General features: G+C 70.6%; 19 protein-coding genes and 1 pseudogene. 10 read left to right on the top strand and 10 right to left on the bottom strand.

The genetic code is table 11. The annotated features are described in order from the left end of the window. The first annotated feature begins 89 nt into the window (after positions 1-89). From GCE65_RS07105 to GCE65_RS07075, 7 genes and pseudogenes are all read left to right on the top strand, one after another. A complete protein-coding gene (locus GCE65_RS07105; protein ID WP_153877890.1) occupies positions 90-1,292 on the top strand; it encodes a thiolase family protein in 1,203 nt (400 codons plus the stop codon). Further along, positions 1,289-3,346, top strand: coding sequence for a 3-hydroxyacyl-CoA dehydrogenase NAD-binding domain-containing protein (locus GCE65_RS07100; protein WP_153877889.1), 2,058 nt, complete (start codon positions 1,289-1,291; stop codon positions 3,344-3,346). Before GCE65_RS07105 ends, GCE65_RS07100 begins: the two co-directional genes overlap by 4 nt. A gap of 482 nt (positions 3,347-3,828) precedes the next feature. Next, a complete protein-coding gene (locus GCE65_RS07095) occupies positions 3,829-4,302 on the top strand; it encodes a prevent-host-death protein (RefSeq protein WP_153877888.1) in 474 nt (157 codons plus the stop codon). A gap of 2 nt (positions 4,303-4,304) precedes the next feature. Next, positions 4,305-4,646: a hypothetical protein gene (locus tag GCE65_RS07090; protein ID WP_153877887.1), complete on the top strand. Its 342-nt coding sequence runs from the start codon at positions 4,305-4,307 to the stop codon at positions 4,644-4,646. Between the two features lie 346 nt (positions 4,647-4,992). Next, positions 4,993-5,343, top strand: a complete 351-nt coding sequence (locus GCE65_RS07085) for an abortive infection family protein (protein ID WP_153877886.1) — start codon at positions 4,993-4,995, stop codon at positions 5,341-5,343. Positions 5,344-5,629: 286 nt separating this feature from the next. Continuing rightward, positions 5,630-7,009 (top strand): annotated as a pseudogene (locus GCE65_RS07080) (IS1380 family transposase). A gap of 159 nt (positions 7,010-7,168) precedes the next feature. Further along, positions 7,169-10,798, top strand: a complete 3,630-nt coding sequence (locus tag GCE65_RS07075; RefSeq protein ID WP_153877885.1) for a hypothetical protein — start codon at positions 7,169-7,171, stop codon at positions 10,796-10,798. Positions 10,799-11,010: 212 nt separating this feature from the next. Here GCE65_RS07075 and GCE65_RS07070 read toward each other — a convergent pair whose 3' ends face one another. The 5 genes from GCE65_RS07070 to GCE65_RS07050 form a co-directional block, all read right to left on the bottom strand. Next, on the bottom strand, positions 11,011-13,848 hold the full coding sequence (locus GCE65_RS07070) for an aconitate hydratase (RefSeq protein ID WP_305071549.1): 2,838 nt from the start codon (positions 13,846-13,848) through the stop codon (positions 11,011-11,013). 184 nt (positions 13,849-14,032) lie between these two features. Further along, complete coding sequence (gene fgd / locus GCE65_RS07065; protein ID WP_153877883.1) at positions 14,033-15,043, bottom strand: glucose-6-phosphate dehydrogenase (coenzyme-F420); 1,011 nt, start codon at positions 15,041-15,043, stop codon at positions 14,033-14,035. Beyond that, positions 15,040-17,475 (bottom strand): HAD-IC family P-type ATPase, encoded by a 2,436-nt coding sequence (locus GCE65_RS07060; protein ID WP_153877882.1) that lies wholly within the window; start codon positions 17,473-17,475, stop codon positions 15,040-15,042. The genes fgd and GCE65_RS07060 overlap by 4 nt, the downstream gene beginning before the upstream one ends. Positions 17,476-17,489: 14 nt before the next feature. Next, positions 17,490-18,734, bottom strand: coding sequence for a class I SAM-dependent RNA methyltransferase (locus GCE65_RS07055; RefSeq protein ID WP_153877881.1), 1,245 nt, complete (start codon positions 18,732-18,734; stop codon positions 17,490-17,492). A gap of 4 nt (positions 18,735-18,738) precedes the next feature. After that, complete coding sequence (locus GCE65_RS07050) at positions 18,739-20,706, bottom strand: APC family permease (protein WP_153877880.1); 1,968 nt, start codon at positions 20,704-20,706, stop codon at positions 18,739-18,741. A gap of 60 nt (positions 20,707-20,766) precedes the next feature. Between GCE65_RS07050 and GCE65_RS07045 the strand changes: the two genes are divergently transcribed. Both GCE65_RS07045 and GCE65_RS07040 read left to right on the top strand, forming a co-directional pair. Then, positions 20,767-21,420 (top strand): TrkA family potassium uptake protein, encoded by a 654-nt coding sequence (locus tag GCE65_RS07045; RefSeq protein ID WP_152818270.1) that lies wholly within the window; start codon positions 20,767-20,769, stop codon positions 21,418-21,420. Then, complete coding sequence (locus tag GCE65_RS07040) at positions 21,420-22,094, top strand: TrkA family potassium uptake protein (protein WP_152818199.1); 675 nt, start codon at positions 21,420-21,422, stop codon at positions 22,092-22,094. The genes GCE65_RS07045 and GCE65_RS07040 overlap by 1 nt, the downstream gene beginning before the upstream one ends. Here GCE65_RS07040 and GCE65_RS07035 read toward each other — a convergent pair. Genes GCE65_RS07035 through dut form a run of 4 tightly spaced genes read right to left on the bottom strand, consistent with a single transcriptional unit; the run spans position 22,027 to position 24,433 of the window. Next, a complete protein-coding gene (locus GCE65_RS07035; protein ID WP_152818200.1) occupies positions 22,027-22,740 on the bottom strand; it encodes a DUF3159 domain-containing protein in 714 nt (237 codons plus the stop codon). The genes GCE65_RS07040 and GCE65_RS07035 overlap by 68 nt on opposite strands. Beyond that, complete coding sequence (locus GCE65_RS07030; protein WP_152818201.1) at positions 22,737-23,132, bottom strand: OB-fold nucleic acid binding domain-containing protein; 396 nt, start codon at positions 23,130-23,132, stop codon at positions 22,737-22,739. Before GCE65_RS07030 ends, GCE65_RS07035 begins: the two co-directional genes overlap by 4 nt. After that, the gene (locus GCE65_RS07025; RefSeq protein WP_153877879.1) at positions 23,133-23,939 is read right to left on the bottom strand and encodes a DUF3710 domain-containing protein; all 807 of its coding nucleotides are present in this window, start codon (positions 23,937-23,939) and stop codon (positions 23,133-23,135) included. Then, positions 23,936-24,433 (bottom strand): dUTP diphosphatase, encoded by a 498-nt coding sequence (gene dut, locus GCE65_RS07020; protein ID WP_228760157.1) that lies wholly within the window; start codon positions 24,431-24,433, stop codon positions 23,936-23,938. The genes GCE65_RS07025 and dut overlap by 4 nt, the downstream gene beginning before the upstream one ends. A 37-nt stretch (positions 24,434-24,470) precedes the next feature. On the opposite strand from dut, the gene GCE65_RS07015 reads away from it, so the two are divergent. Continuing rightward, the gene (locus tag GCE65_RS07015) at positions 24,471-24,947 is read left to right on the top strand and encodes a DUF3093 domain-containing protein (protein ID WP_152818202.1); all 477 of its coding nucleotides are present in this window, start codon (positions 24,471-24,473) and stop codon (positions 24,945-24,947) included. 97 nt (positions 24,948-25,044) lie between these two features. Here GCE65_RS07015 and GCE65_RS07010 read toward each other — a convergent pair whose 3' ends face one another. Next, positions 25,045-25,344: a DUF4193 domain-containing protein gene (locus GCE65_RS07010; RefSeq protein ID WP_152818203.1), complete on the bottom strand. Its 300-nt coding sequence runs from the start codon at positions 25,342-25,344 to the stop codon at positions 25,045-25,047. Between the last annotated feature and the right edge of the window lie 386 nt (positions 25,345-25,730).

Here is a 25,730-nt window from a genome sequence, read left to right as displayed (position 1 = left end):
CCCCATTGTGAGGCGCCTCACGTCCGGTAGGCTGGCGAATAGCCAGTACCGCCGGTTTCGCAATCCCCTCGGGGGGAATGGAGGCGCTCATGCTCGGTCGCGACGTCGTACTCGTCGATGCGGTCCGCTCCCCGTTCGGGCGTGCCCGCCCGGACGGCCTCTTCGCCCACCTGCGCGCCGACGACCTGATCGTCGCCGTCGTGCGTGACCTGTTGCGGCGCCACCCGTCGCTGCCGCGGGACGCCCTCGGCGAGGTCGCGATCGCCGCCACCACCCAGGCCGGCGACCAAGCCCCGACCCTGGGCCGCACGGTGGCCCTGCTCAGCGGCCTCGGCTCCGGCATACCCGGCTACGCGATCGACCGGATGTGCGCCGGGGCGATGACGGCCGCGACCTCGACCGCGAGCAGCATCGCGGTCGGCTCGATCGACGCCGCGATCGCCGGCGGCGTCGAGCACATGGGCCACCACCCCCTCGGCTCCGGGATCGAGCCGAATCCCCGCTTCCTGACCGAACGGATCCTCGCGCCCGACGCCCTCGACATGGGCGCGACCGCCGAGAATGTCCACGACACCTACCCGGCGCTCACCCGGGAGCGCGCGGACGCCTACGCCGCGGCGAGCCAGCACCGCTATGCCCGGGCGCTCGCGGAGGGGAACATCGGCGGCGACCTCGTTCCGATCGCCGCACCCGACCCGGAGCGCGGCTGGGGCGTGGCCACCGCGGACGAGCCGCCCCGCCCCGGCACGACCGTGGCGGGCATGGCGGATCTTCCCACCCCGTTCCGGGCCGGCGGGCGGGTCACCGCGGCGACCTCCTCCCCGCTGACCGACGGCGCGACCGCCGCGTTGCTCGTCGCCGCCGAACGGGCCGAGGAATGGGGGCTGACCCCGCGGATGCGGCTCGTCTCCTTCGCCTACGCCGGCGTTCCGCCCGAGCTCATGGGGCTCGGCCCGGTGCCCGCCGCCACGCGGGCGCTCGCGCTCGCCGGCCTGGGCATCGACGACGTCGGCCTCATCGAGATCAACGAGGCGTTCGCCGTCCAGGTGCTCGCGTTCCTCGACGCCTTCGGGCTGGCGGACGACGACCCGCGGGTCAATCCCTACGGCGGTGCCATCGCCGTGGGGCACCCCCTGGCCGCCTCCGGGGTGCGGCTCATGAGCCAGCTCGCCCGGCAGTTCTCCCACCGCCCGGACGTGCGCTACGGGATGACCACGATGTGTGTCGGGCTCGGGCAGGGCGGCGCCGTCGTCTGGGAGAACCCCCACTACGGACAGGAGCGGGCGTCATGACCGAACGAGTGACCCGGGCGCTGCTCCGGGACGTCCCCCTCGCGGGTGTCGGCACCCTGGCCCTCCTCACCCTGGACAACGGGGAGGGGCCGCGGGTGCCGAACACGTTCGGCCCGCTCGGGATCGCCGAGCTCACCGCGGCGCTCGAGCGGGTGCGCGACCGCGCCGAGTCCGGCGAGATCGTCGCCGTGGCGATCACCGGCAAGCCGTTCCATTTCGCTGCGGGCGCGGATCTGCACCAGGCCGCTGCCCTGGCGGGGAGCCGGGAGTCGGCCGCGGCGATCGCCCGCGCCGGGCACGACGCCTACCGGATCCTGCTCGAACTGCCGGTGCCGAGCTTCGCCTACGTCTCCGGGGTGGCACTCGGCGGGGGCCTCGAGCTCGCGCTCTCGTGCCGGTACCGCACCGTGTCGTCCCAGGTGCGCGACATCGGCCTGCCGGAGGTCTCCCTCGGCCTCGTGCCGGGCTGGGGCGGGACCTACCTGCTTCCCCGGCTCGTGGGCATCGAGACCGCGATCGAGGTGATCCTGACCAATCCACTCCGGCAGAACCGCCGGCTCACCGCGGCCCGGGCCACGGACATGGGGATCATGGACCGCTGCCTCGAACCGGCCGACTTCCTCGTCGAGTCGATCCGGTGGACCGCGGCGGTGCTCCGCGGGGAGGAGACTGTGACCCGCACCGACCACACTGAGCCCACCGAGTCCACCGACCCCATCGGGGCGGGCTGGGCGGAGGCCGTGCGCGCCGCGGGCGAGCAGGTGCGCGCCCGCCTGGCGGGCGCCTCCCCGGCCGCGACGCGGGCCGTCGACCTCCTCGCGCTCGCCTCGCGGGGAGATCGTGAGGCCTCCTACGCCGCCGAGGAGGAGGCCCTGACCGATCTGCTCACCTCGCCCGAGTTCGCGGCCTCGATGCACGCGTTCGACCTGACCACGCGCCGGGCCCGCTCCCCGCTCGGTGCCCCGCCGGCGGAGCTCGCCCGGCCCGTGCGCCGGGTCGGGGTCATCGGCGCGGGGCTCATGGCGAGCCAGCTCGCGCTCCTGTTCGCCCGGCGCCTGCAGGTTCCGGTGGTCATGCGCGATCTCGACGCCGACCGCGCCGCCCGGGGAGTGGGCTACGTCGCCGCGGAGGTGCGCGCCCTCGTGGACAAGGGCCGGCTGAGCGAGGCGCAGGGGCGCCGGATCACCTCCCTCGTCTCCGGCACGACCGACCCGGCCGACCTCGCCGGCGCGGACCTCGTGATCGAGGCCGTGTTCGAGGAGCTCGAGGTGAAGAAGGCGGTCTTCGCCGAGATCGAGCCGTTCCTCGATCCGACGGCGGTGCTCGCCACGAACACCTCCGCCCTGTCGGTCTCGGCGATGTCCGGGCAGCTCGCGCATCCCGAACGCGTGGTCGGACTCCACTTCTTCAACCCTGTGGCCCAGATGCCGCTCGTCGAGGTGGTCCGCACCCCGAGCACGGACGACGCCGCCTACGCCACGGCCTTCGCGGTCGCCCGCGGCTGCCGTAAGACCGCGGTGGCGGTCGCGGACAGGCCGGGCTTCGTCGTCAACAGGCTGCTCGTGCGGCTCCTCGGGGAGGTGCTCGGCTCGCTCGAGGAGGGCACGAGCGTCGCGGACGCCGACGCCGCGCTGCGGCCGCTCGGGCTGCCCATGGGGCCGTTCCAGCTGCTCCAGCTCGTCGGGCCGGCGGTGGCGATGCACGTGCTCGAGACGCTCCACGCGGACCTCGGGCCCCGGTTCCCGGCGAGCCCGGGGCTGGCGCGGATGGTCGCCGAGGGAGCACCGTTCGTGCGGTTCGAGGGGCGCCCGAGCGCGACGAGCCCAGTCGATCCCGAGATCGCCCGCTTCTTCGGCTCGCGGGCCGGCACCGGCCAGGCTCCGGCCGAGCTGCTGCGGCGGGTGCGTGACGCCCTGGCCGAGGAGGTCGGTCTCATGCTCGCCGATGTCGTCGCCGGCGACGGCGACGACATCGACCTGGCGATGATCCTGGGCGCCGGCTGGCCCTTCCACCTCGGCGGGATCATCCCGTACCTGGAGCGCACCGCCGGGTAGCCCGGGCGAAGGACGGCATGGACTCGTTGACGATCCCGTTCTGATCTTCGACGGTGTGATCGTGTGCGGGGCCGAGGTTGTGGGTGCCCCGCGTAGGGCACCGAGTCGCCGCATTCGAAGTACACGCCGTGCCGTCTGCGGCGAGCGTCACCGCGCCGTGAGCGCAATCCTGCGGACGACGGCTCTGTCCGTGTCCCCACCACATCGAGGCACGCCGCCGGGCGGGTCAACGGGCTGCGTCCAGTCTCCGACTGGCGCTCCGACGACAACAAACACAGGGCCACCAGTCGGTCACGTCCACGCACAACAGTCCCAGGTGATCTCCAGGTGCACTGCGGGCTCATCGACGCCGAGGCGTGGGCGTCGTCCGTGTGCACGCCGCGCATCTGCGGACCCGAATGTGGCTCCGCGGGCATTGATCCAGGTGTCGCAGAGACCAACAAACCTGGACTTCCGAATACGTTCCGAATATGATGAACGGTATGGCGACCGCGACCGACTCCCCCGTAGCCACCCGGCGATCCTCGGACCTGAGCAAGCACTCGGCGGAGGTCTTCGCCGAGGCTGAGAACCACCCTGTCACGGTGACCCGCCGCGACGGCGAGTCCCTGGTACTGATGTCCCAGCGCGAGGCCGACGCCCGCACCGAACTCCTGCACATCGCCGCCGCGCTCATCTCGGTGACGCTCGAGGACGGCCCCCTGGTCGAACGTATGGCCGGCCGATACCCGTGGATGTACGCGCTCAGCACCCGGGACCGGGAACAGTGTGCCCGTGACCTCATCGACGCCGCCCGGGCGTCCTTCTCGACACATCAGCCACATCTGGCCATCGCCAAGCTCACGAGCTGGCGCGAGACGGCCACGGCGATCGCCGCGGGCCTGGGCTCACAGTCGGTCGAGTGGGTCGACGAGGACCATGACGCCGTCGACGGCACGGTCGTCGAGCGCCCCTGAGCATGCCCAGGGAGACCATGGTCCCACGACCGGCGAAGAAGTCGGAGTACGTGCTGAAGTGCGCCACCAAGCAGTCCGAGAAGGGTTGGCGCGACCTCGTAGCCACGATCAGGAACCCCATGAGCGAGACCTGGGACTTCCTTACCCGCACGCCGCTGATGACGACCCCGACCAACTATCCGCTCGAGGGGTCGCTGGGCGCGATCACCCGGGACGGTCGGACCTTTCAACGCTGGCAGCACAAGCCCACGCTGAAGGGCACTGCGCGGGTGTGGTTCTACGTCGACGGCGGCACCGTCTACCTGGAACAGGTGCACACCGCGCACCCCCACGAGACCAAGTAGCCGGAATAGGAACCTTCACCCCGCGTGTGACGCTGAGCGTCCCCGCTGACGCGCAGCGGCTGACCGACGTGTTCAGCGATGCGCTGAAGAGGATGGTCCAGGACGCATTCATCGGCTGGGGCAGCGACGATGCCCTGCGCGACAAGTGGGACAGGATACTGCGCGAGAACGGCTTCGACCTCGACGAGCCAACCGGCACCGTACGCACTGGCAGAGCCGGGAGTCGGCTGACCGAGCACGCGCTCCGCCTTCCCCGACCCGCAACCCATCCAGGACCACCTGCACAGGCTCGGCGACAGCGTCGACACGGACCCACGGGCGCGCCGTCAGCACAGCCACGGCCCTGATGGAGTCCACCCCCACATGCGTGCTCACCGCCCGCGGGCAGGCCTACGCCCGCAAGGTGACGGTGCCCGCCCTGGTCAACGCCGCCCAGGAGTCGCTCGGTCTCGCACCCAAGCCGGCCAGCGACGAGGACCGCCCGCTCCGCCAGGCTCTGCAGTCCTTGGTAGCTCTCGCCCAGAGCGTGACCGAGCTCAGGAACAACGTTGACATCGACCACGGAGCTGAGGAGGTGCCGAGGTGGATGCGTCCGCAGCACGCCCACCTCGTGGTTGGCGCAGCACAGGTCTGGTGCCAGCGCATGCTTGAGACCCTCGCCGATCCCGATGCCCCCTGGCGTCGTTCGGTACTCTGACCGCGGCGATGCCAACGCACGCTTCACCTGCTCGACGCGTCGGAAGGCCACGCCATACTGGCAGCATGACCGAGACCACCGGTGTCGATGACAGCTCAGGCGAGACTCACGCGAAGCCGCAGCTTGACCCGGGGAAGCGTCTAACCCTGCGCTCCCTGGCCCCTGAGCCTGGATCCACCGTGCTGGTTTGAGTCTGGGTGGCGTGGGCGCATGAGAATGCCCTCCTGACCTGGGATAATGCGTGTTGTCAACGCACGCAGTCCCAAAAAAGAAGGGCATCTCGTAGATGCAACTATCTCATGTCTCCTCGGTACGGTTCGACGATCCGAATCTGGTCGGCGTGGCGGGTCTTATCCCGGTGATGGCGCTGGCCGAGCGTGCCGGGCTGTCGGCGCTGGTCGGTGAGCATCTGAGTCTGTCGGGTACGGGCAGCGCGAACCCGGGGCGAAGGTGTTGGCGCTGGTCGCGGGCATGACCGCCGGGCCGACTCCATCGATGACATGGTACCTGTTGCGCCACGGCGGGATGGGCAAACTGTTCCAGGATGCGCGTGCGCCCTCGACGCTGGGCACGTTCCTACGCGCGTTTCACCTTCGTGGGCATGTCCCCCAGCTCGACGCGATCGCCTCCCGCTTCCTGACCCGCCTGGCCGGGCAGCCCCGGTGCTGGCCGGTGCCGGTCAGATCGCCTACGTCGATATCGACGCACGATCAAGGAGACCTACGGGTACGCCAAGCAGGGCGCCGGTACGGCTACAACAAGGTCAAGGGCCTCAACGCGCTGATCGCGACCATCTCCACCCCGGTGGCCGCGCCGCTGATCGTCGGCACGCGGCTACGCCGGGCCGGCCAACAGTGCGCGCGTGGCGGGCAAGTTCGTCGCCGACGCCCTCGCCACCGCCCGGACGGCCGGCGCCCGGCGGGGTGGTGATCCTGCGCGCCGATTCGGCCTACTACAGCCGTGAGGTGGCCGCCTCGCGGCGGGCCGGGCCGGTGCCACTTCTCGTTGACCGCGCGGATGAACCCGGCCATCACCGCCGCCATCACCAGCATCGACGAGCAGCCTGGACCCCGATCCGGTACCCGAACGCGATCTGACGAAGACGAGGCCCGCCTGATCTCCGATGCCCAGGTCGCCGAGCTCCCCTTCACCGCGTTCTCACCTCCCGTCCAAGGCCGAGCACATCACGGCACGCTGATCGTGCGCCGCGTCAAACGCCTCAACCCCGCAGCCACCAGGGCCGGTCAGGACGAACTATTCGCCACCTACCGGTACCACGCCGTCTTCACCGACTCGCCCCCCTGATCATGCTCGAGGCCGAGAAGGCCCACCGCGCCCACGCCATCATCGATGTGCGTCCACGCCGATCTACGCGCCTCGGCCCTGGCCCCACCCCGGCAGGGCACGTTCACCGCGAACGCGCCATGTGCTCGTTCTGGCCGCGATCGCGTTCAACCTCACCCGCGCCGCCGGGGCCCTGGCCTCCCTCTTCCACGCCCGGGCCACCACCGCGACCATCCGAGAACACCTCATCCGCATCCCCGCCCGGCTCGCCCGCTCGGCACGACGGCTGACCATGCACCTACCCCGGAACTGGGCCCACCAAGACCCCTGGGAAGCGCTCTATGTCGCTGCCTGCGGGCCACCCCCAGCCCCGGCGACCTGACCACCAGCCCCCACGGGCACGACCGGAACACAAGTGGAAAAGCCGGGCAGACCGGCAGCCCCGCCATGCCCACACGACCCGACCCGCCATAACCCGGACCTCACACCATCACGACGACCCGGACGGTGGATCCAGGCTGAGTATCTTCCGGACCACAGCGTGTACGTCCAGCACCTCGAGGACGCGGTCAAGGATCCCAAGAACAGGAATATCGCACTCACGGGCCGCTACGGCTCTGGAAAGTCCAGTGTGCTCGACGAGTTCCAGAAGAAGCACGAGAGCACGACCATTCGAATCAGCATCAATACCCTTGGTCCTGACAAAGACGACAAAGACCTGACGAACCGGATCCAGAAGGAACTCGTCAAGCAGCTCATCTATCGGGCGAAGCCAGGCAAGCTTCGGCGCTCCAGGTTTGCTCGCAGCCGTCCGCTGACTCCATGGCGCGCGCTCGTCCAAGCCGGTATTGCTACCACTGTCGGGCTGACACTGCTCTGGTTGGTGGGTCTGCGCCACGCGGAGCCGTGGTTCGGGCCCACCACCGATAGGGCCCTCGAGAGCTGGCTCACTGCGCTCTTCATCATGCTCACGTGGATGGTGGTGTGGGGCGTGCGGTGGGTGATCGGCGATCGCATCGTGTCAGAGGTCGCAACCGCAGGAACGACGATCACGCTCGGCGAGAGGGCGACGACCTACTTCGACGGGTTCCTCGACGAGATTGTCACGTTCTTCGACGCCGTCAAACCGGAGTACGTGATCGTCGAGGATCTGGACCGGTTCGATGACCCGAAGATCTTCGACTCGCTCCGAGAGCTGAACACCCTCATCAACGAGTCGTCGCGCTGGAAGAGCAGGGATCATCCCCTCCGGTTCATCTACGCGATCAAGGACAGCCTGTTCGAACAGCTGGGAGCGGAATCCGATCGTGAAGACCCGAAGCGACCGGCGAGGGGAGCACCAGATTCCACCACGAGCGAAGCCGCGACCGACGTTCCTGCAGTGAGGGTCGGTGCCGAGGAGACTGAGAAGAGGGCGCACACCCTCGACCTCGCGGAAGCCGCGGTGGAGAGGGCGAACCGAACCAAGTTCTTCGAGCTCGTGATCCCGATGGTGCCGTTCATCACGCACCGCAACGCACGTGACCACCTCAGCGCCGCACTGCGTCACCTCCGTCTCCCCGATGACATGGTGTCTCGGGCTCTGCTCGATCTCGTCGCGCGCCACGCCACGGACATGCGGCTCCTGATCAATATCTGCAATGAGTTCGTCGTGTTCGCTGAGAAGCTCCTGTGGGTCGAGACCAGCGCTCCGGGCATGGAGGCCGACGACCTGTTCGCCCTCGTCTCCTACAAGAATTTCCACCTGGCTGACTTCGAGGCCATACCCCAGCGCAGCAGCACCCTCGACATCCTCGAGCAACACCGTCGCGACCTGGTCAGGACCACGATCGAGGATCTGCAGATGACGAGGCGCGAGCGAGTCCACACGGAAGAGCAACGTCGACGCCGGGACGAACTCGCGAAGACGCTGGGCGCGCGACTCCGGAGCATCACGGACGCTCTGCCCCCGCGGTTCGGCTGGTCAGTGGGCCCGTTTGAGGTGGGCGACGAGCAGTACTCGGTCGGGGCGATCGATGGTGAAGCCTTCTGGGGGCGAGTCGCCACATCGGGATCTCTGGCAGTGGTCGGCAACCACAACTACCAGATCGAGTTCAGCGGAGAGCGACTCGCCCTCGTGTTCCCCGAAGCGGCCGACCCCAAGTGGTGGGCTCCTCCCAGCGCAGCCGACCTGGAACGGCAGGTGAAGCAGATCGACGACGACATCGCCCACCTTCGCGGGGCAGACTTCGACGGTCTGGCCCAGTACGAGCGCTTCCCGAGCGGATCCGCGACGTTCTCCGCACGGATCACGAACACGCTGAAGTCCGATCTGGCCCGCGACCTCGTCCGCCGCGGCTTCATCACCAGGAACTATGCCGAGTACTCCGCGGTCTTCTACGGGAGCTTCATCGGCGTTGATGTCGCGTTCTTCTACAACCACAGCGTCCAGCCGAACGAGATGTACCTCGACCATGAGTTCACGACCAAGAACGCTGTGAGCAACCTGCTCGAACAGGTTCCGGCAGACTTCACGAGCACGGTCAGTGCGTTCAACATCCAGGTGGCCACGTATCTTGTTACAGAGCGGCCCGACGACGCGAAGTCGCTCGTCGCGTTCGTGATCGCCGATCGCAGCAAGGATTCACAGACGTTCCTCGACGCGTTCCTGAACGCTGCCGACGCTCCGCGGGAGCGACTCATTGAGCTCCTCGCGGCCCATCCGTGGTCCGGCTTGTTCAACTACCTCACCAATCACCCTGGTCTGCCGGATGAGACGACCCGGATCCGCTTGGTGGATGCGGCGATGCTCAGTGCACATTCCGTCGACCTCTACGAGGTCGACGAGTCGACTCGGGCCTGGTTCACCGCCCACTACCGCGAGTTGAGCGCCTTCAACATGTCCCAGTCCAGCGAGCGAACGGATCGCATCTTCACGTTTGCGAAGGAAGCGCGCATCACGGTCGTCGAGCTGGACGACCTCGCCTCTCCCCTCCGCGATCGCATCGTCGACGCTCAGATGTACGAGATCACCACGGCGAACTTGCGACGTGCGCTGAGCACGACCGCCGAACCTACGCTGGATGAAGTCCGCAAGCGGGACATCGTCTGGGACTACGTCCGATCGAGCATGAACGTGTACCTCACCGCGGTGCGCGGCGAAGACGCCATCGAGTACGTCGTGCTGTCGGAGCCCGTGCTTGTCGATGTTCTCAACGAGCAGTGCGAGTTCTGGACGGGAGATCAGCTCGAGCAAGTCCTCGAAGCGAGCTCTCCCGTCGCCGCGGTCGACGACCTGACCGATGTGCCGTCCGAGGTCTGGCCTGCGCTTGCCGGCTCCTCCCTCGTGCGGCCGACCGTCGCGAACATCTGGCGATACGCGCAGCACCATGGCATCGACGAGCACATGGCCCGCTTCCTCACACTTTCCGGGTCAGATCCGATTGAGCTGCGTGACGTCGACGAGACCGACGCAGAAGACAGGCGCGCGCTCGCGGCCCAGATACTCAACACGTCAGGGCTCATCCCCTCAAGATCCCGTGTTCGACTGGCCGAGAGACTGGACCTCGCCGGTCACATCGACGTCGTCGATCTCGTCGCTGCCGCCGACGACCTACTGGCGCGAGCGATCGAAGCCGACCTGGTGGCTGACTCTTTCGAGACGTTCAGTCATTTCGCGCGTGCTGGGTGGGCCGCGGTCTCCGAGGCCTTCGGCGTTTCGGGGAAGGTCAGCGAGTTCTTCGGCCCGACGCTAGTTGACGGGCTCGTCGCCGATCTCGTCCGAAGCCCGCAAGTTCCCGATGCCCTACGGCGCGTGGTCGTCGAGAACCTTCGGGACTACGTTCACGACGGCGACAGCGATGGGCTCGCCGCGGCAGGGCAGTACGCGCGGGCCAACCGGATCCGGCTCCCCCTCGACGAGGTTCGGCGCATCGCCCAGGCGACGCAGAATCCCGATCTGGTCGTCGGACAGTTGGTGCACCTGAGGGACACCGCACCGGATGACGTGATCGACGTGCTGGCAGTGCTTGGCGCTCCCTACAGCCAGCTGCTCGACGGAGCTGGATCAGAGTTCGACCTTCCTTCCGGGTCGTCCAATAACACACTGTTCCAGCGTCTCGAGTCCAAGGGCAAGGTGGAGATCGTCTCGCGCGGTCGGCGCGGAGGAAGGAAGGTCCGGGTGCTTGCGTGACCGGTTCCGCGGATTCGCTGCCTGCTCCAGTCGTCGCCGGCCGGGGCCACGCTCCGTGGGTTCCGCTCCCTACAGTTCGGCCGGGCTACCTCAGGACGACACAAGCGCCCCGCTGGGCCGAAGCCTGACGGGGCGCTTGTGTGAGACGCTGGGATGACCGCCGGTTACGGCGAGTCAGCTACCCGCCTCCTGGTGGACGAGCCGCTCAGCCGTCAGCCGACGAGGGAGCGCAGCACGTACTGCAGGATCCCGCCGTTGCGGTAGTAGTCCGCCTCACCAGGGGTGTCGATCCGCACGACGGCGTCGAACGTGACGTCCGCTCCGCCCTGCTTGGCGGCCGTGACCGAGACGGTCTGCGGGATCCCGCCGTCGTTCAGGGCGGTGATGCCCGAGATCGCGAAGGTCTCGGTGCCGTCGAGGCCGAGCGAAGCGGCGGTCTGACCGGCCGGGTACTCGAGCGGGAGGACGCCCATGCCGATGAGGTTCGAGCGGTGGATCCGCTCGAAGCTCTCGGCGATGACGGCGCGCACCCCGAGGAGCACCGTGCCCTTGGCCGCCCAGTCGCGGGAGGATCCGGAGCCGTACTCCTTGCCGGCGAGCACGACGAGCGGGATGTCGGCCTCGGCGTAGGCCTGGGCCGCGTCGTAGATCGACTGCTGCTCACCGGTGAGGAGGTTCTTGGTGAACCCGCCCTCGACGCCGTCGAGCAACTGGTTGCGCAGCCGGATGTTCGCGAACGTACCCCGGATCATCACCTCGTGGTTCCCGCGCCGGGAGCCGTAGGAGTTGAAGTCGCGGCGGGCGATGCCGTGCTCGCGCAGGTACCGTCCGGCCGGGGAGTCCGAGCTGATGGAGCCGGCGGGCGAGATGTGGTCGGTCGTGACCGAGTCGCCGAGCTTGGCCAGCACCCGGGCGCCGGCGAGGTCGGCGACCGGCTCCGGCGTCATCGTCATGCCCTCGAAGTACGGGGGCTTGCGCACGTAGGTCGATTCCGGATCCCACGCGAAGATGTCGCCCTCGGGGGTCTCGAGCGCGCGCCAGTGCTCGTCGCCGGCGAAGACGTCGGCGTAGTCGGCCGCGAACATGTCGCGGTTGATCGAGCCGGTGATGGTCTCGTGGACCTCCTCGTTCGAGGGCCAGATGTCCGTGAGGAACACGGCCTCGCCCGACTCGTCGTGGCCGAGTGGCTCGGTCGCGAAGTCGAACTCCATCGTGCCCGCCAGCGCGTAGGCGATGACGAGCGGCGGGGAGGCGAGGTAGTTCATCTTGACGTCGGGATTGATGCGGCCCTCGAAGTTCCGGTTCCCCGAGAGCACCGAGACGACGGCGAGGTCGTGGTCGTTGACGACCTTGGAGACCTCCTCCGGCAGTGGCCCGGAGTTGCCGATGCACGTGGTGCAGCCGTAGCCCACCAGGTGGTATCCGAGCTTCTCCAGGTACGGCCACAGGCCGGCCTTCTCGTAGTAGTTCGTGACCACCTGCGAGCCGGGAGCCATCGAGGTCTTGACCCACGGCTTGACGGTCAGGCCCCGCTCGACGGCCTTCTTCGCCAGGAGCCCGGCCGCGAGCATGACCTCCGGGTTCGACGTGTTCGTGCACGAGGTGATCGAGGCGATCGCGACCCGGCCGTGGTCGAGTTCGTAGGTGCTGCCGTCCGCGCCGGTCACCGTGACGAGCTTGGAGGGGCGGCGCGGGGCGTGGGTGGCCGAGGAGGCGACCGGCTCCCCCAACGCCGAGGACTCCTCGTGGGCGTCGTGCGAGGGCGAGTCGGAGGCCGGGAAGGTGTCGGACAGCTCGATGTCGACGGGGCTCTTCTCGATGCTGTGACCGTCGACCACGTAGTTCTGCAGGTCCGCGAGGAACTGCTCCTTCGCGCGGGTGACCTCGATCCGGTCCTGCGGGCGCTTCGGCCCCGCGATCGAGGGCACGACCGTGGACAGGTCGAGCTCGATGTACTCGGAGAACGTCGGCTCGACGTAGTCCGGGTCGCCGGGGGCGAGCCACATGCCCTGTTCCTTGGCGTAGGCCTCGACGAGGGCGACCTGGGCCTCGTCGCGGCTCGTCAGGCGCAGGTAGTCGAGGGTGACGTCGTCGATCGGGAACATCGCGGCCGTCGAGCCGAACTCGGGGCTCATGTTGCCGATCGTGGCGCGGTTGGCCAGCGGCACCTGGGCCACTCCCTCGCCGTAGAACTCGACGAACTTGCCGACCACCCCGTGCTGGCGGAGCATCTCGGTGATCGTGAGCACGACGTCGGTCGCGGTCACCCCGGCCGGGATCTCACCGCCGAGCCGGAATCCGACGACCCGCGGGATGAGCATGGAGACGGGCTGGCCGAGCATCGCCGCCTCGGCCTCGATGCCGCCGACACCCCAGCCGAGCACGCCGAGGCCGTTGACCATCGTCGTGTGGGAGTCTGTGCCCACGCACGTGTCCGGGTAGGCCCGCACCACGGCGTCCGCGCCGCTGCCGTGCTCGCGGGTCATGACGACCCGGGCGAGATACTCGATGTTCACCTGGTGCACGATGCCGGTGCCCGGGGGAACGACCTTGAAGTCGTGGAACGAGCCCTGGCCCCAGCGCAGGAACTGGTAGCGCTCGTGGTTGCGCTGATACTCGATCTCGACGTTGCGCCGGAAGGCATCGGCCCGTCCGAACACGTCGATCTGCACCGAGTGGTCGATCACCAGTTCGGCGGGGGCGAGCGGGTTGATCGCCGCCGGGTCTCCCCCGAGTTCGGCGACCGCCTCGCGCATCGTGGCCAGGTCGACCACGCAGGGCACGCCGGTGAAGTCCTGCATGATCACGCGGGCGGGCGTGAACTGGATCTCCGTATTCGGCTGCGAGGTCGGATCCCAGTTCGCGAGCGCCTCGATGTGCGCGGCGGTGATGTTCGCCCCGTCCTCGGTGCGCAGGAGGTTCTCGGCGAGGACCTTGAGGCTGTAGGGCAGGCGCTCCAGTCCGGGGACCGCGCTGAGGCGGTAGACCTCGTAGTCGGTCCCTCCGACCTCGAGCGTGCCCTTCGCGGAGAAGGTGTCGACGTTACTCACTTTCACTCCTCAATCCGAGTCTTCCGTTCAGGTCGACCAAGTATCTTGACATCAAGATAGTCTAGCGCAGCCCGCGCACCGCCGTGGCCGCGGCACGCCGCCTCGACCGCGGCGCAGGCCGGCGCGGAGTCCGGTCGACCCCGCCGATTCTACCGATGCGTCCGGCCGAATTCAGTCGCTCCGGCTAGCGTCCGGCCCGCGCGTGCAGCAGCGGCAGCACCCGCGATCCGAACGCATCGAGGAACCGGTGCTGATCGGGGTCGGGATCGTGGAAGACCAGGTGGGTGAAGCCCATGTCGACATAGGACCAGATCTGCTCCGCCAGGTGCTCGGGGTCGTTCGAGACGATCCAGCGGGTGACCGTGCGCTCGGTGGGGAGGGCGTCGGCGAGCCGCTCCATCTCGACCGGGTCGCTCACGCCCGTCTTCTCCTCCGGCGACAGGGCGAGCGCGCCCCAGTACCGGGTGGCCTCGCGGGCGTGGGAGAGGTCGGGATCGAAGGAGACCTTCACCTCCATCATCAGGTCGAGGTCGGCGGCGGAACGCCCCGCGGCCGCCGCCCCCTCGGCCAGGGCCGGCAGGAGCGTGCCGGTGTAGAGCCCGGCACCCTTGCCGCTCGTGGTGATGAAGCCGTCGCCGAGCTCCCCCGCCGAGCGGGTCGCCCGGGGGCCGGACGCGGCGAGGTAGATCGGCACCGGCACCTCGGGCCGGTCGTAGACGGTCGCGCGGTCGGTGCGGTAGTACTCGCCCTCGAAGGTCACACGCTCCCGCTCCCACAGCGCCCGGATGAGTTCGACCGCCTCCCGCAGCCGGTCGAGCCGCTCGCGCCCACTCGGCCACGCTCTCCCGAGCGGGGCCTCGTTCATCGACTCCCCCGTCCCGAGCCCGAGGATCACCCGCCCGGGAGCGAGCAGCCCGAGCGTGGCGAAGGCCTGGGCGATGACGGCCGGGTGGTAGCGCAGGGTCGGGGTGAGCACGCTCGTGCCGATATGGACGGCGGAGGTCGAGGCCGCGAGCGCGCCGAGCCACGGCAGGGCGGCCGGGGCGTGCCCGCCGTGATGGCGCCACGGCTGGAGGTGATCGCTCGTGAACACCGAGTCGAAGCCGGCCCGTTCGGCCGCGACCGCGAACTGCAACAGGTCGGCGGGCGAGAACTGCTCGGCCGAGGCCTTGTACCCGAATCTGATCCGTGTCATCGCCACTCCCTGCGTCCGGAGCCGGTGCCGGCATCCGTTCGGGCCCCGGTGGGGGCCCCGGAGGACACCCCGCCGGGTCTCGCCCGGCGCTCCCGCCAACGATAGATCACCTCGACCAGGGCGCAGCCGATCACCGCGGCCACGAGCACGAGCAGGGCCGCACCCGGAGTCGGGATCTCGAGCGCGAAGAAGTGCCGGATCGGCGAGATCAGGAGCGCCCCGGCGGCTCCGAGGGTCATCGCCGCCACGACCGCCATCCGGTAGGGGGTGAGCGGCCGGGCGAGGGCCCCCAGGAGCCACAGTCCGATGAGCACGAGGGTGAGCGTCGCCGCGGTCGAGGCCTGCGCCTCGCTCCCCCGCAGGTGGAGGGTTCCGTAGACCGCGAGTACGGCGGCGGCGGCCACGACACCGCACGGGATCGCGAGCTTGAGGACCCGTCCGAGGAAGCCCGGCCGGTACCGGCGGGTGTTCGGGGCCAGGGCGAGCAGGAAGGCGGGGGTGCCGATCGTCAGGGTGCCGACGATCGTCAGGTGCCGCGGCAGGAACGGATACGGCCAGGAGACGAGGGCCACGGTCAGGGCCAGCAGCACGGCGTAGGTGGTCTTGGCGAGGAAGAGGGCGGCGACGCGTTCCATGTTCGCGATGACCCGCCGGCCCTGCGCCACGACTCCCGGCAGCTCGGAGAAGCGGCCGTCGACGAGCACGAGCCGTGCCACGGCCTTCGTCGCGGCGGCACCGCTGCCCATCGCGATGCCGAGGTCGGCGTCCTTGAGGGCGAGGGCGTCGTTCACCCCGTCGCCGGTCATCGCCACCGTGTGCCCATCGGCCTGGAGGGCGTGCACGAACTGTCGTTTCTGCTCGGGGCTCACGCGCCCGAACACGTGGTGGTCGCGCAGCATCGCGGCGGTGCTCTCCGCGGTGAGCGTGCGGGCGTCGACCCCGCCGTCCGCCTCGAGCCCGACCGAGGTCGCGATCGCGGCGACCGTGCGCGGATTGTCCCCGGAGAGCACCTTGACCCGCACCCCCTGCCGTTCGAAGTAGCGCAGGGTCTCGGCCGCGTCCGGGCGTACCCGCTCACGCATGGCGGCCAGGGCCACGGGGCGCAGGTCCCCGCCCGGTTCCCGCACCTGGCCCGGTGCGCGGGCCAGCAGCAGCACCCGGGCCCCCGCGGCGGCCCGCTCGCGCACGTCGGCCACGACCTCACCCGCATCCTCGAGGCCCGCGACGAGCACCTCCGGCGCCCCGAAGTACCAGGTCGTCTCGCCGTCGAAGGCACTGCTCCACTTGCGCGCGGAGGAGAACGGCACGAGCACACGCAGCGCGGCGGGGGCGACGTCCTCGAGCGCGGGCGCCATCGCGCGGGCCGTCGGATTCGCCTCCGGATCGCCCGCGATGCCCGCGAGCACCGCCCGGATCCGGCCGAGTTCCGCCGGGTCGCCCGGCCCGATCGGCACGATCGCGTCGAGGGCGATCGAGCCGTCGGTGATCGTGCCCGTCTTGTCGAGGCAGAGCACGTCGACCCGGGCGAGCACCTCGACCGCCGGCAGTTCCTGCACGAGCACCGACCGGCGCGCGAGGATGAGGGCCGCGAGCGCGAAGTTGATCGAGGTGAGCAGCACGAGTCCCTCGGGCACCATGCCCACGATGCCGGCGACCGCCTGGACCACGGCATCGCGCCACGTGCCGTCGGCGAAGCTCGCCGCGGCGCCGCCCTCGGCCCGCAGCTGGCTCCAGAACAGCAGCAACGCCATCGGCACGATGATCCAGGAGATGATCACGAGGATCCGGTTGATGCCGTCACGCAGCTCCGAGCCCACGAGTGAGAACCGCTTCGCCTCGGCCGTGATGCGCTGGGCGTAGCCGTCCGCTCCGACCTTCGTCACCCGGTAGAGGCCCGACCCGGCCACGACCGCGGCCCCCGAGTAGAGTTCCGCGCCGGCCGGCTTGGACACCGGGTCGGACTCGCCGGTGAGCATGGACTCGTCGAGCTCGAGGCCGGTCGAGTCGAGCACCCGGCCGTCGGCGGGCACCTGGTCGCCCGTGCTCAGGAGCACGAGGTCGTCGAGCACGATCTCCTCGAGCTCGACCTCGGTGCGCCGGCCGTCGCGCAGGACCCGGAGGCGGCCCCGGTCGAGGATGGCCAGCCGGTCGAGGGCGCGCTTGGCGCGCAGCTCGGTGATCGCGCCGATGAGGGTGTTGGAGATGATCACCCCGCCGAACACGGCGTCGCGCCAGGCCCCGACGACGAGCACGAGCACGAGCGCCGTGCCGAGCATCGCGTTGAACAGGGTGAACAGGTTCCCCCGCAGGATGTCCCACAGGCCGCGGGAGGCGACGTCGTGGGTGCGGTTCACCTGCCCGGCGGCCACCCGCTCGACGACGTCGGATGCGCTCAGCCCGGAGGGCCTGCCGGTCGCACTCAGCGTGTTCACGTCGGAATTATCGCCTATTCCGACGACGCGGGCCGCAGCACGGCGATCGACTCGACGTGGTGCGTGTGCGGGAAGAGGTCGTGGCCGACGACGCGGTCGGCGCGGTAGCCCGCCGCGGCCGCGAACGCGAGGTCCCGGGCCAGGGCGGCCGGATCGCAGGCCACGTAGACGATCCGTTCGGGCCGGCGCTCGACGACGCGGGCCATGACATGCCTGCCGGCCCCGGTCCGGGGCGGGTCGAGCACGACGACGTCCGCGCGCTCGGGGGCGTCCTTGGCGAGGACCCGGGCGACGTCCCCGCTCCGGCCGGTCAGCTGCGCCAGGCCCCGGCCGTTGCGCCGGGCGGCCTGGGCGGCACGACGATCCCCCTCGACGGCGTAGACCGCCCCGGTCGGCCCGACGGCGTGGGCGAGCGGGAGCGAGAACAGTCCGGCACCGGAGTACAGGTCGAAGACCCGCGCGCCGGTCAGGGATCCGCCCGCCGGGTGCGCGGCGGCGAGGACGGCGCCCGCGAGGCTCGCGGGGGCGGCGCGGTGGCTCTGCCAGAACCCGCCCGCCGCGACGCGGTAGGTGAGGTCGGCGGCGGCAACGCGGACGACCTCGGTGACCCACGGCCGGGGCGAGGTGCCCTCGAGGGCCGCCGGGGCGTCGTCCACGAGCAGGACGGGTTCGCCCACGCTCGGGGCCACGAGGGTGAGGACGGCGTGAGCGGGCCAGCGGCGGGTGAAGACGTCGAGGCGGGCGAGCGCCGCGACCGCGAGCGGCATGCTCTCCAGGGGCACGATGCGGTCGCTGCGGTGGGCGTGCATGCCCGCGCGGCCGTCGGCGTCGCAGGCGAGCCGGATCCGCGTGCGGGTGCCCCAGCCGTCGGATCCGGGTTCGGGATCGACCATCGTGACCGGCAGGTCGAGGCCGCCGATCCGGCGCAGGGCATCGACGATCACCTCGCTCTTCCAGCGCAGCTGCGCGGGCCGGCTCAGGTGGGCCAGTTCGACGGCGCCGACGCCGCCGGGCCCGGCCGCCCGCCACGGCACGTCCACCCGGTCGGGTGAGGGCTCGAGGATCCGGACGGCGTCCGCGCGCCAGACCTTGCCGGTGTCGGTGAGGCGGGCGCGCACGAGCTCGCCGGGGGCGCCGTGGCGCACGAAGACGACGCGGCCCTCGGCCGTCCGGGCGAGGCAGTGGCCGCCGTGGACGGGGCCCGCGATCCGTAGGGTGAGGTCCGCCGCCGGGGCCGGGGTGCCGATCGATGCTGTCATGGCTCTAGTCTCGCGGCTGCCGGGGCGCGGCCGCGCCGAGCTGCCACGGCACGGAGGCGACGACCACCCCCCGCGTGAACAGCAGCCGGGACTTGAGCCGCAGGGCGTTCTGATTGTGCAGCACCTGCGCCCACCAGTGGTCGACCACGTACTCGGGGATGTAGACGACCACGAGATCGCGCGGGGACTCCCGGCGGATGTTCCGAACGAAGTCGAGGACCGGGCGCACGATCTCGCGATAGGGCGAGTCCACGACGGTGAGCGGCAACGGCACCCCGGCGGCGTCCCAGGCGGCCCGGATCGACTCGGCGTCGCCCGGCTCGACGGCGACGGTCAGCGCCTGCAGCGTCGAGGGCCTGGTCGCGCGGGCGTAGGCGAGGGCCCGCATCGTGGGCTTGTGCACCTGGGAGACGAGCACGACGGCGTGCACCCGGGAGGGCAGGGCGCGTTCCGCGTCGTAGTCGGTCACCGTCAGGTCCTCGCGCACGTCGGCGTAGTGACGGCTGATCCGGGTCATGAGCGCGAACAGGACGCCCATGAGCACGAGGGTGATCCAGGCCCCGTGCGTGGCCTTCGTGATGAGGACGACGACGAGCACGATCCCCGTCAGGGCGAAGCCGAAGGCGTTGAGGGCGCGGGAGGTGCGTACGCGGCGCCGCTCGCCCGGGTCGACCGAGGTGCGCAGCACCCCGCCCCAGTGCTTGACCATGCCGAGCTGGCACAGCGTGAAGGAGACGAACACGCCGACGATGTAGAGCTGGATGAGGCGGGTGACCTGCGCGTCGAAGATCCAGATGAGGGCCGCCGCGGCGAGGCTGAGCACGACGATCCCGTTGGAGTATGCGAGCCGGTCCCCCCGGGTGTGCAGCTGCCGGGGCAGATAGCCCTCCCGCGCGAGGATCGACCCGAGGATCGGGAACCCGTTGTAGGCGGTGTTCGCCGCGAGCAGCAGGATGATGCCGGTCGAGATCGTCAACAGGTAGAACATCGGCTGGAAGCCGGCGAAGACCGTGCTCGCGAGCTGGCCGATCACGGGGTTCTGGACGTAGTCGGCTCCGACGCCCACGCCGTCGCGCAGCAGTTGGGACGCCGGATCCTCGACGAAGCGCACCCCGGTCGCGCCGGCGAGCAGCAGCACCGTGAGCAGCATGGCCGAGCCGAGGCCGCCGAGCAGGAGGAGCGTGGTGCCGGCGTTGCGGGACTTGGGCTTGCGGAAGTTCGGCACGCCGTTGGCGATCGCCTCGACCCCCGTGAGCGCCGCCGACCCGGAGGAGAACGCGCGCAGGATGAGCAGTCCCCCGGCCAGGCCCATGAGGCCCTGGTCGAAGCCCGGTTCGCTCACGAGCGCCAGGTCCGCCGACGGGGCCCGGCCCAGGCTCCCGGCCAGCCACTGGACGGCGCCCGCGACCGCGAGCACGCCCATCGAGAGCATGAACACGTAGACGGGGATCGCGGTCTTCGCCCCGGATTCGCGCACCCCACGCAGGTTGAGCAGGGCGAGCAGGAGCACGATGCCGATCGCGATCCCCGTCTCGTGGCCGCCGGCCGCCGGGAGCACCGTGGCCAGGTACTGGGTGCCCGAGGAGATCGAGACGGCGACGGTGAGCACGTAGTCGACCAGGAGTGCGCTGGCCACCGTGAGCCCCGCACCCTTGCCGAGGTTGGTCGCGGTCACCTCGTACGCGCCGCCGCCCGAGGGATACGCCCGCACCGTCTGCCGGTAGGAGGTGACGACGGTGAGCATGACCACGACGACCGCGATCCCCACCCACGGGGAGACGGCGTACGCGGTGAGCCCCGCCAGGGAGAGGGTGAGCAGGATCTCGTCGGGCGCGTACGCGACCGAGGAGAGCGCATCGGAGGCGAACACGGGCAGCGCGAGACGCTTGGGCAGGAGCGTGTGTCCCAAGCGGTCGGACCGCATCGGGCGGCCCACGAGCAGACGCTTCGCGGCGTCACCAATATTCGGCACGGCCACTGATCGTACGCTCCCCGGGGGCGGTGTAGCGTCGGTCCCGTGCATTTCGTGATCATGGGCGCCGGCCGGGTGGGAACGACCCTCGCGCGCTCGCTCGAGACCCACGGTCATTCGGTCGCGATCATCGATCAGAATCCGGATTCGTTCCGCCGGCTGCCCGACGAGTTCGAGGGCCAGCGGGTCGTCGGCCTGGGCTTCGACCGGGACGCGCTCGCCCGCGCGGGGATCGAGGACGCGCACGCGTTCGCGGCCGTCTCCTCGGGCGACAACTCGAACATCCTCGCCGCCCGGGTCGTGCGCGAGGTCTTCGGCGTCGAGCACGTCGTGGCCCGAATCTACGATCCGAAGCGGGCGGAGATCTACGAGCGCCTCGGCATCACGACCGTGGCCACCGTCCGCTGGACCGCCGATCAGGTGCTGCGCCGGCTCATCCCCGCGGGGGCGCACTCGCTGTTCCGGGACGCCTCCGGTGCGGTCTCGCTCGTGCAGGCGGACAGCCACCCGGGCTGGATCGGATGGTCGATCACCCACATCGAGGCCGCGATCGGCGCGCGCGTGGCCTACCTCGCCCGGCTCGGGGTGGGGTACGTTCCGGCGGCGCACGACCTGCTCCAGGAGGGCGACCTCGTGCACCTGCTGGTGGGGACCGACGGAATCGACGAGGTGCAGCGCCGGCTCGCGGTGGCCCCCGCCGAGGAGGAGGACTGATGCGTGTCGTCATCGCCGGGGCCGGATCGGTCGGCCGGTCCATCGCCCGCGAACTCCTCGGCCACGGGCACGAGGTGCTGCTCATGGACCATCAGCCGGCGGCGATGCGCGTGTCCACGGTGGCCGAGGCGGACTGGCTGCTGGGGGACGCCTGCGAGATCGCGACCCTGGAACGCGCAGAGCTCGAACGGACCGACGTCGTGGTAGCGGCGACCGGCGACGACAAGGTCAATCTCGTCGTCTCGCTGCTCGCGAAGACCGAGTACACGGTCTCGCGCGTCGTGGCCCGGGTGAACAACCCGAAGAACGAGTGGATGTTCGACGACGCGTGGGGGGTCGACGTCGCCGTCTCCACGCCGCGGATCATGACGGCGCTCGTGGAGGAGGCCGTCTCGGTCGGGGACCTCGTGAAGATCTTCACGTTCCACGCCTCGCAGGCGAACATGTTCGAGATCACGCTCCCGGCCGATTCACCGGCCGTGGGAACCCGCGTCGCCGACCTGCGCTGGCCCGGCCACACCGTGCTCGCCGCGATCATCCGCGACGCGGACCCACTCCCGCCGACCGGCGACGACACCCTCGAGGTGGGTGATCAGCTGCTGCTCATCAGCTCGGCTCCGGATCAGCGTCTTCCCGAGATCGCCCGGCTGCTGGTTCCCGAACGATCGGACTGACCATGATCCAGGTGATCCACAGCACGAGCACCCACATCGGGGCGCCCATGACGAGCCGGGCGGTGCCCAGCCAGCCGACCTCGTCGTTGAAGTAGAGCGGAACCTGCACGGCCAGGCGGGCGAGGAACGCGCCGCACCACAGCCACGTCGCCTGCCGGAACCGGCGCATGGCGGCCGCCGGATCGGAGCTGTCGCGCCAGCGCAGGTCGTGCCCGGTGAGCCCGGCGGCGAACACGGCCACGGCCGGGAATCGCGCGAGCACGGACACGAGCATCGCGGTCGCGAAGCCCGCGTTCACCCACAGCCCCCACGCGAAGAAGTCGGCCGCCTCCCCGCTCCGCCACGCCCAGACCGCCCCGATGACGACGCCGGCGAGTCCGCCGACGGCCTGGGTGATCGGCGTGCGCACGACGAGCCGGGCGATCGTGGCGACGACCGCGCACCCGACCGCGAGGGCCACGGACAGCGTGATGTCGCGGGTGATGACGAAGACCACGAGGAAGACGAGCCCGGGCAGGACGGACTCGATCAGGCCGCGCACGCCGCCCATCGCGGCGGCGACGTCGAAGGAGTCGGAGGTCAGCTGGCGCAGGCCGCGATCGTCGGCGGGGGCCGGGCCGGTGCCGGTGGGCGGTGAATCGGTCATCGGGCGGGTTCCTTCGCGGGCAGGCGCGCGGGTGGCAGCAGCCGATACGCGGGGTTGAACAGATGCATCCGGGCGCTGCCCGGCAGGTGCGCCCCGATCCGGCCGTGGACGGCCAGCCGGCGGCCGGGGACGATACCGGCGATCTCGCGCCGCCCGAGGAAGATGAGATCGGCGCTGCCGGAGCCGTCGTAGAGCTCGGCCGAGACCGTGGGCGGGGCGCCGGGGGGCGAATAGGTGAGGGAGCGGACCGTGCCGAGCAGGTCGACGACCGTGCCGGGCACCGCATCACCGATGAGCTGGGTTCCCTCGGCCCGGGCGGCGGCGCGCTCCTCCCCCGCGTCCAGCTCGGCCTCCGAGGCGAGCGCCCGGCGCCACAGCGACCGCACGCCCATTCAGCCGACCTCGGTGATCTCGGGTCCCCGGCCCTGCCCCAGGTCGAGCACCGGACGCGTCGGTTCGGGCGCGACCTCCTCGCCCGGCTTCCCGGGCAGGTGCAGGGGCAGCAGGTCGCGCGGCGCCCGGGGCGCCGTTCCACGCACGACGACGACGTCCGCGAACACCTCCTCGAGGGCGGCACCCGCCTCCGGGTCGACCGCGGCCGGCCCCGTGAGCACGCCGCGCAGGAACCAGCGGGAGCCGTCGAAGCCGAGGAAGCGCGCGGGCCGGTGCCCGCTGCGCCCGTCCTTGGTCCGCACCGGCAGCCGGGCGAGGAGTTCCTCGCCGAAGCCGCCCTCGCGAGCCTCGACCGTGCCGCCCTGCTTCGTGATCGACTCGACGATCTCCGGGCGGAGCGTCTCCCACAGGCCCTCGCTGCGCGGGGCGGCGAAGGCCTGCAGCTGCAGCGCGGACCCGCCGAGGGCGATGTTGACCGAGACGATGCGGCGGCTCTTGGGCTCGAGCTCCATGCGCACCTGCATCCCCTGCCGGGCGGGGATGCGCAGGCCCCCGACGTCCACGCGGGTGCCCAGCTCGGGCTGTTCGTCGAGATCCCACGGACCCCGTGCCGCTGCGCCGTCCGCGCCGTCGGGATCGCCCGGACCCGTCGGCTCCCCCGTGTTCACTGTGTCCACTGGGTCGCCTGTGTTCGCTGTGTTCACCGGTCCCGGGGCCCGCGTACCGGCGGAGGTCTCCTCCGCCGGCTCGGCGGCCTCCTGCGGCGGGGCCGCGGCCCGGGAATTCTTACGACGGAAGAAGCTCACGATGCGGTTCCCTTCAGCCAGCCGCCGGTGGACCCGAAGCCGCCGGCTCCGCGATCGCTGCCCGGGAGCCGGGATACTTCGATGAGGTCGGCGACGGCCACCTTCTGGATGACCACCTGCGCGATGCGGTCGCCCCGGCTGATGGTGTGCGCGCGGGAGTCGGTGTTGAGCAGCGCCACGGAGATCTCCCCGCGGTAGCCCGCATCGACCGTTCCGGGGGCGTTGACGATCGTGATCCCCGCACGCGCCGCCAGGCCGGAACGGGGGTGGAGGAAGGCCGCGTAACCCAGGGGCAACGCGATCGCCAGCCCCGTGGGCACGAGGGCGCGCTCCCCCGGTCCCAGGTCCACGTCGACGCGGGCTCGGATGTCGAGGCCGGCATCGCCCGGGTGCGCGTAGGACGGCGCGGGCAGGTCCGGGTCGAGGCGCTGCCAGAGCACCTCGGCCACGTCGGCCTCGCCGTGGTGCAGGCCACGGCTCTCGGAATAGGTCACAGGTCGATCCTAGGCCGACTTCTGGCAGGCTGAGCACATGAGCAGCCCGCAGGACACCGGCCGGACCACCCTGATCCACTCCGAACGACTCACCCCGTCCTGGCTGTGGTGGCTGTTCGTGCCCGGCGCGGCCGGCACGATGGCGATCGTGCTGCTGCCGATCAGCACTCGGGCCGCGATCGCCGGGGCCGTGTGCGTGGCGGTCCTCGCCGGCGCCTGGCTCTGGTCGTTCGCCACCCGGGTCGAGGTGGACGAGCGGATGCTCCGCGCCGGACGGGCGCGGATCGAGCGGCGGTTCGTCGGGGCGGTCACCGTGCTCGAGCCCGCCGAGCTGCGGGCCCTCATGGGCCCCATGTCCGACGCCCGTACCCACGTGCTGCATCGCCCGTGGATCCGGCTCGCGGTGCAGGTCGAGATCATCGACCCCGAGGACCCGTGCCCCTCGTGGCTCATCTCCTCCCGCGACGCGTACGCCCTGGCGCGCGCGCTGTCGCCGGCGGCGCCCGGTCGCTGACGCGGCCGGCACGCCTGCCGCCGTCGGTACGACCGGTACGAGTCGGTCCGCCGGTTCCGGCCGGCGCGTCTCCCCCCGCGCCGGACGAGCGAACCGATCAGGCGGCGCACTCCGAGCACACCGGCCGGCCGTTCTCGGTGTAGGCCAGCTGCGAGCGGTGGTGCACGAGGAAGCACTTCGAGCACGTGAACTCGTCGGCCTGCCGCGGGATCACCCGCACGGACAGTTCCTCGCCGGACAGGTCGGCGCCGGGCAGCTCGAAGCCCTCGGCGGCCTCGGTCTCGTCCTCGTCGACCACGCCGGACTGCTGGTCGGAACGGCGGGCCTTGAGCTCTTCGAGCGAATCCTCGCTCAGGTCTTCCTCGGTCTTGCGTGGGGCATCGTAGTCAGTGGCCATCGGGGCAAGCGCTCCAAATCTGTTCGTGCTGGGCCCGGGCGGGCAGTGGGGTCCGGGGCCGTGCTGGGGAGTGTGGTGGACGTGGGGTGGACGTGTGGTGGACCACGAGTGATCCACGGTGGTGGGGCGGTTCGATTGCTCGGGTCGCGGGGACGGGGCCCGACAGTACAACGCTGCCGTGCACCAGGTGTTCCCACGCGGCGATGGGATTGTGCATCATCCGACCGTTTTTTACCATCCCCGCGCCGGGTGTCTGTGACGGGAATCGCATTCGATCCCGGCATCGCCTGCGCCGCGGGTGGAAAAGTGCGACGCCACACCGGTCGCCTCCTGGCATGTGGATGCCGAGGGTGGCAGGCTCGTGCCGATGCCGGCGAGACCGGGGA

Source organism: Pseudactinotalea sp. HY158 (genome assembly GCF_009660225.1).
In the GTDB taxonomy this organism is placed as follows: domain Bacteria; phylum Actinomycetota; class Actinomycetes; order Actinomycetales; family Beutenbergiaceae; genus HY158.
This window is presented reverse-complemented; position numbering and strand designations above follow the sequence as displayed.

Bases quoted from the DNA above. Each gene is read 5' to 3' on its own strand.
- GCE65_RS07095 (WP_153877888.1), top strand. From the start codon at position 3,829: ATGGCGACCGCGACCGACTCCCCCGTAGCCACCCGGCGATCCTCGGAC.
- GCE65_RS07015 (WP_152818202.1), top strand. From the start codon at position 24,471: ATGAGCAGCCCGCAGGACACCGGCCGGACCACCCTGATCCACTCCGAA.
- GCE65_RS07040 (WP_152818199.1), top strand. From the start codon at position 21,420: ATGCGTGTCGTCATCGCCGGGGCCGGATCGGTCGGCCGGTCCATCGCC.
- GCE65_RS07010 (WP_152818203.1), bottom strand. From the start codon at position 25,344: ATGGCCACTGACTACGATGCCCCACGCAAGACCGAGGAAGACCTGAGC.
- GCE65_RS07100 (WP_153877889.1), top strand. From the start codon at position 1,289: ATGACCGAACGAGTGACCCGGGCGCTGCTCCGGGACGTCCCCCTCGCG.
- GCE65_RS07030 (WP_152818201.1), bottom strand. From the start codon at position 23,132: ATGGGCGTGCGGTCGCTGTGGCGCCGGGCGCTCGCCTCGGAGGCCGAG.
- GCE65_RS07035 (WP_152818200.1), bottom strand. From the start codon at position 22,740: ATGACCGATTCACCGCCCACCGGCACCGGCCCGGCCCCCGCCGACGAT.
- fgd (WP_153877883.1), bottom strand. From the start codon at position 15,043: ATGACACGGATCAGATTCGGGTACAAGGCCTCGGCCGAGCAGTTCTCG.
- GCE65_RS07055 (WP_153877881.1), bottom strand. From the start codon at position 18,734: ATGACAGCATCGATCGGCACCCCGGCCCCGGCGGCGGACCTCACCCTA.
- GCE65_RS07045 (WP_152818270.1), top strand. From the start codon at position 20,767: ATGGGCGCCGGCCGGGTGGGAACGACCCTCGCGCGCTCGCTCGAGACC.
- GCE65_RS07085 (WP_153877886.1), top strand. From the start codon at position 4,993: ATGGAGTCCACCCCCACATGCGTGCTCACCGCCCGCGGGCAGGCCTAC.
- GCE65_RS07105 (WP_153877890.1), top strand. From the start codon at position 90: ATGCTCGGTCGCGACGTCGTACTCGTCGATGCGGTCCGCTCCCCGTTC.
- GCE65_RS07090 (WP_153877887.1), top strand. From the start codon at position 4,305: ATGCCCAGGGAGACCATGGTCCCACGACCGGCGAAGAAGTCGGAGTAC.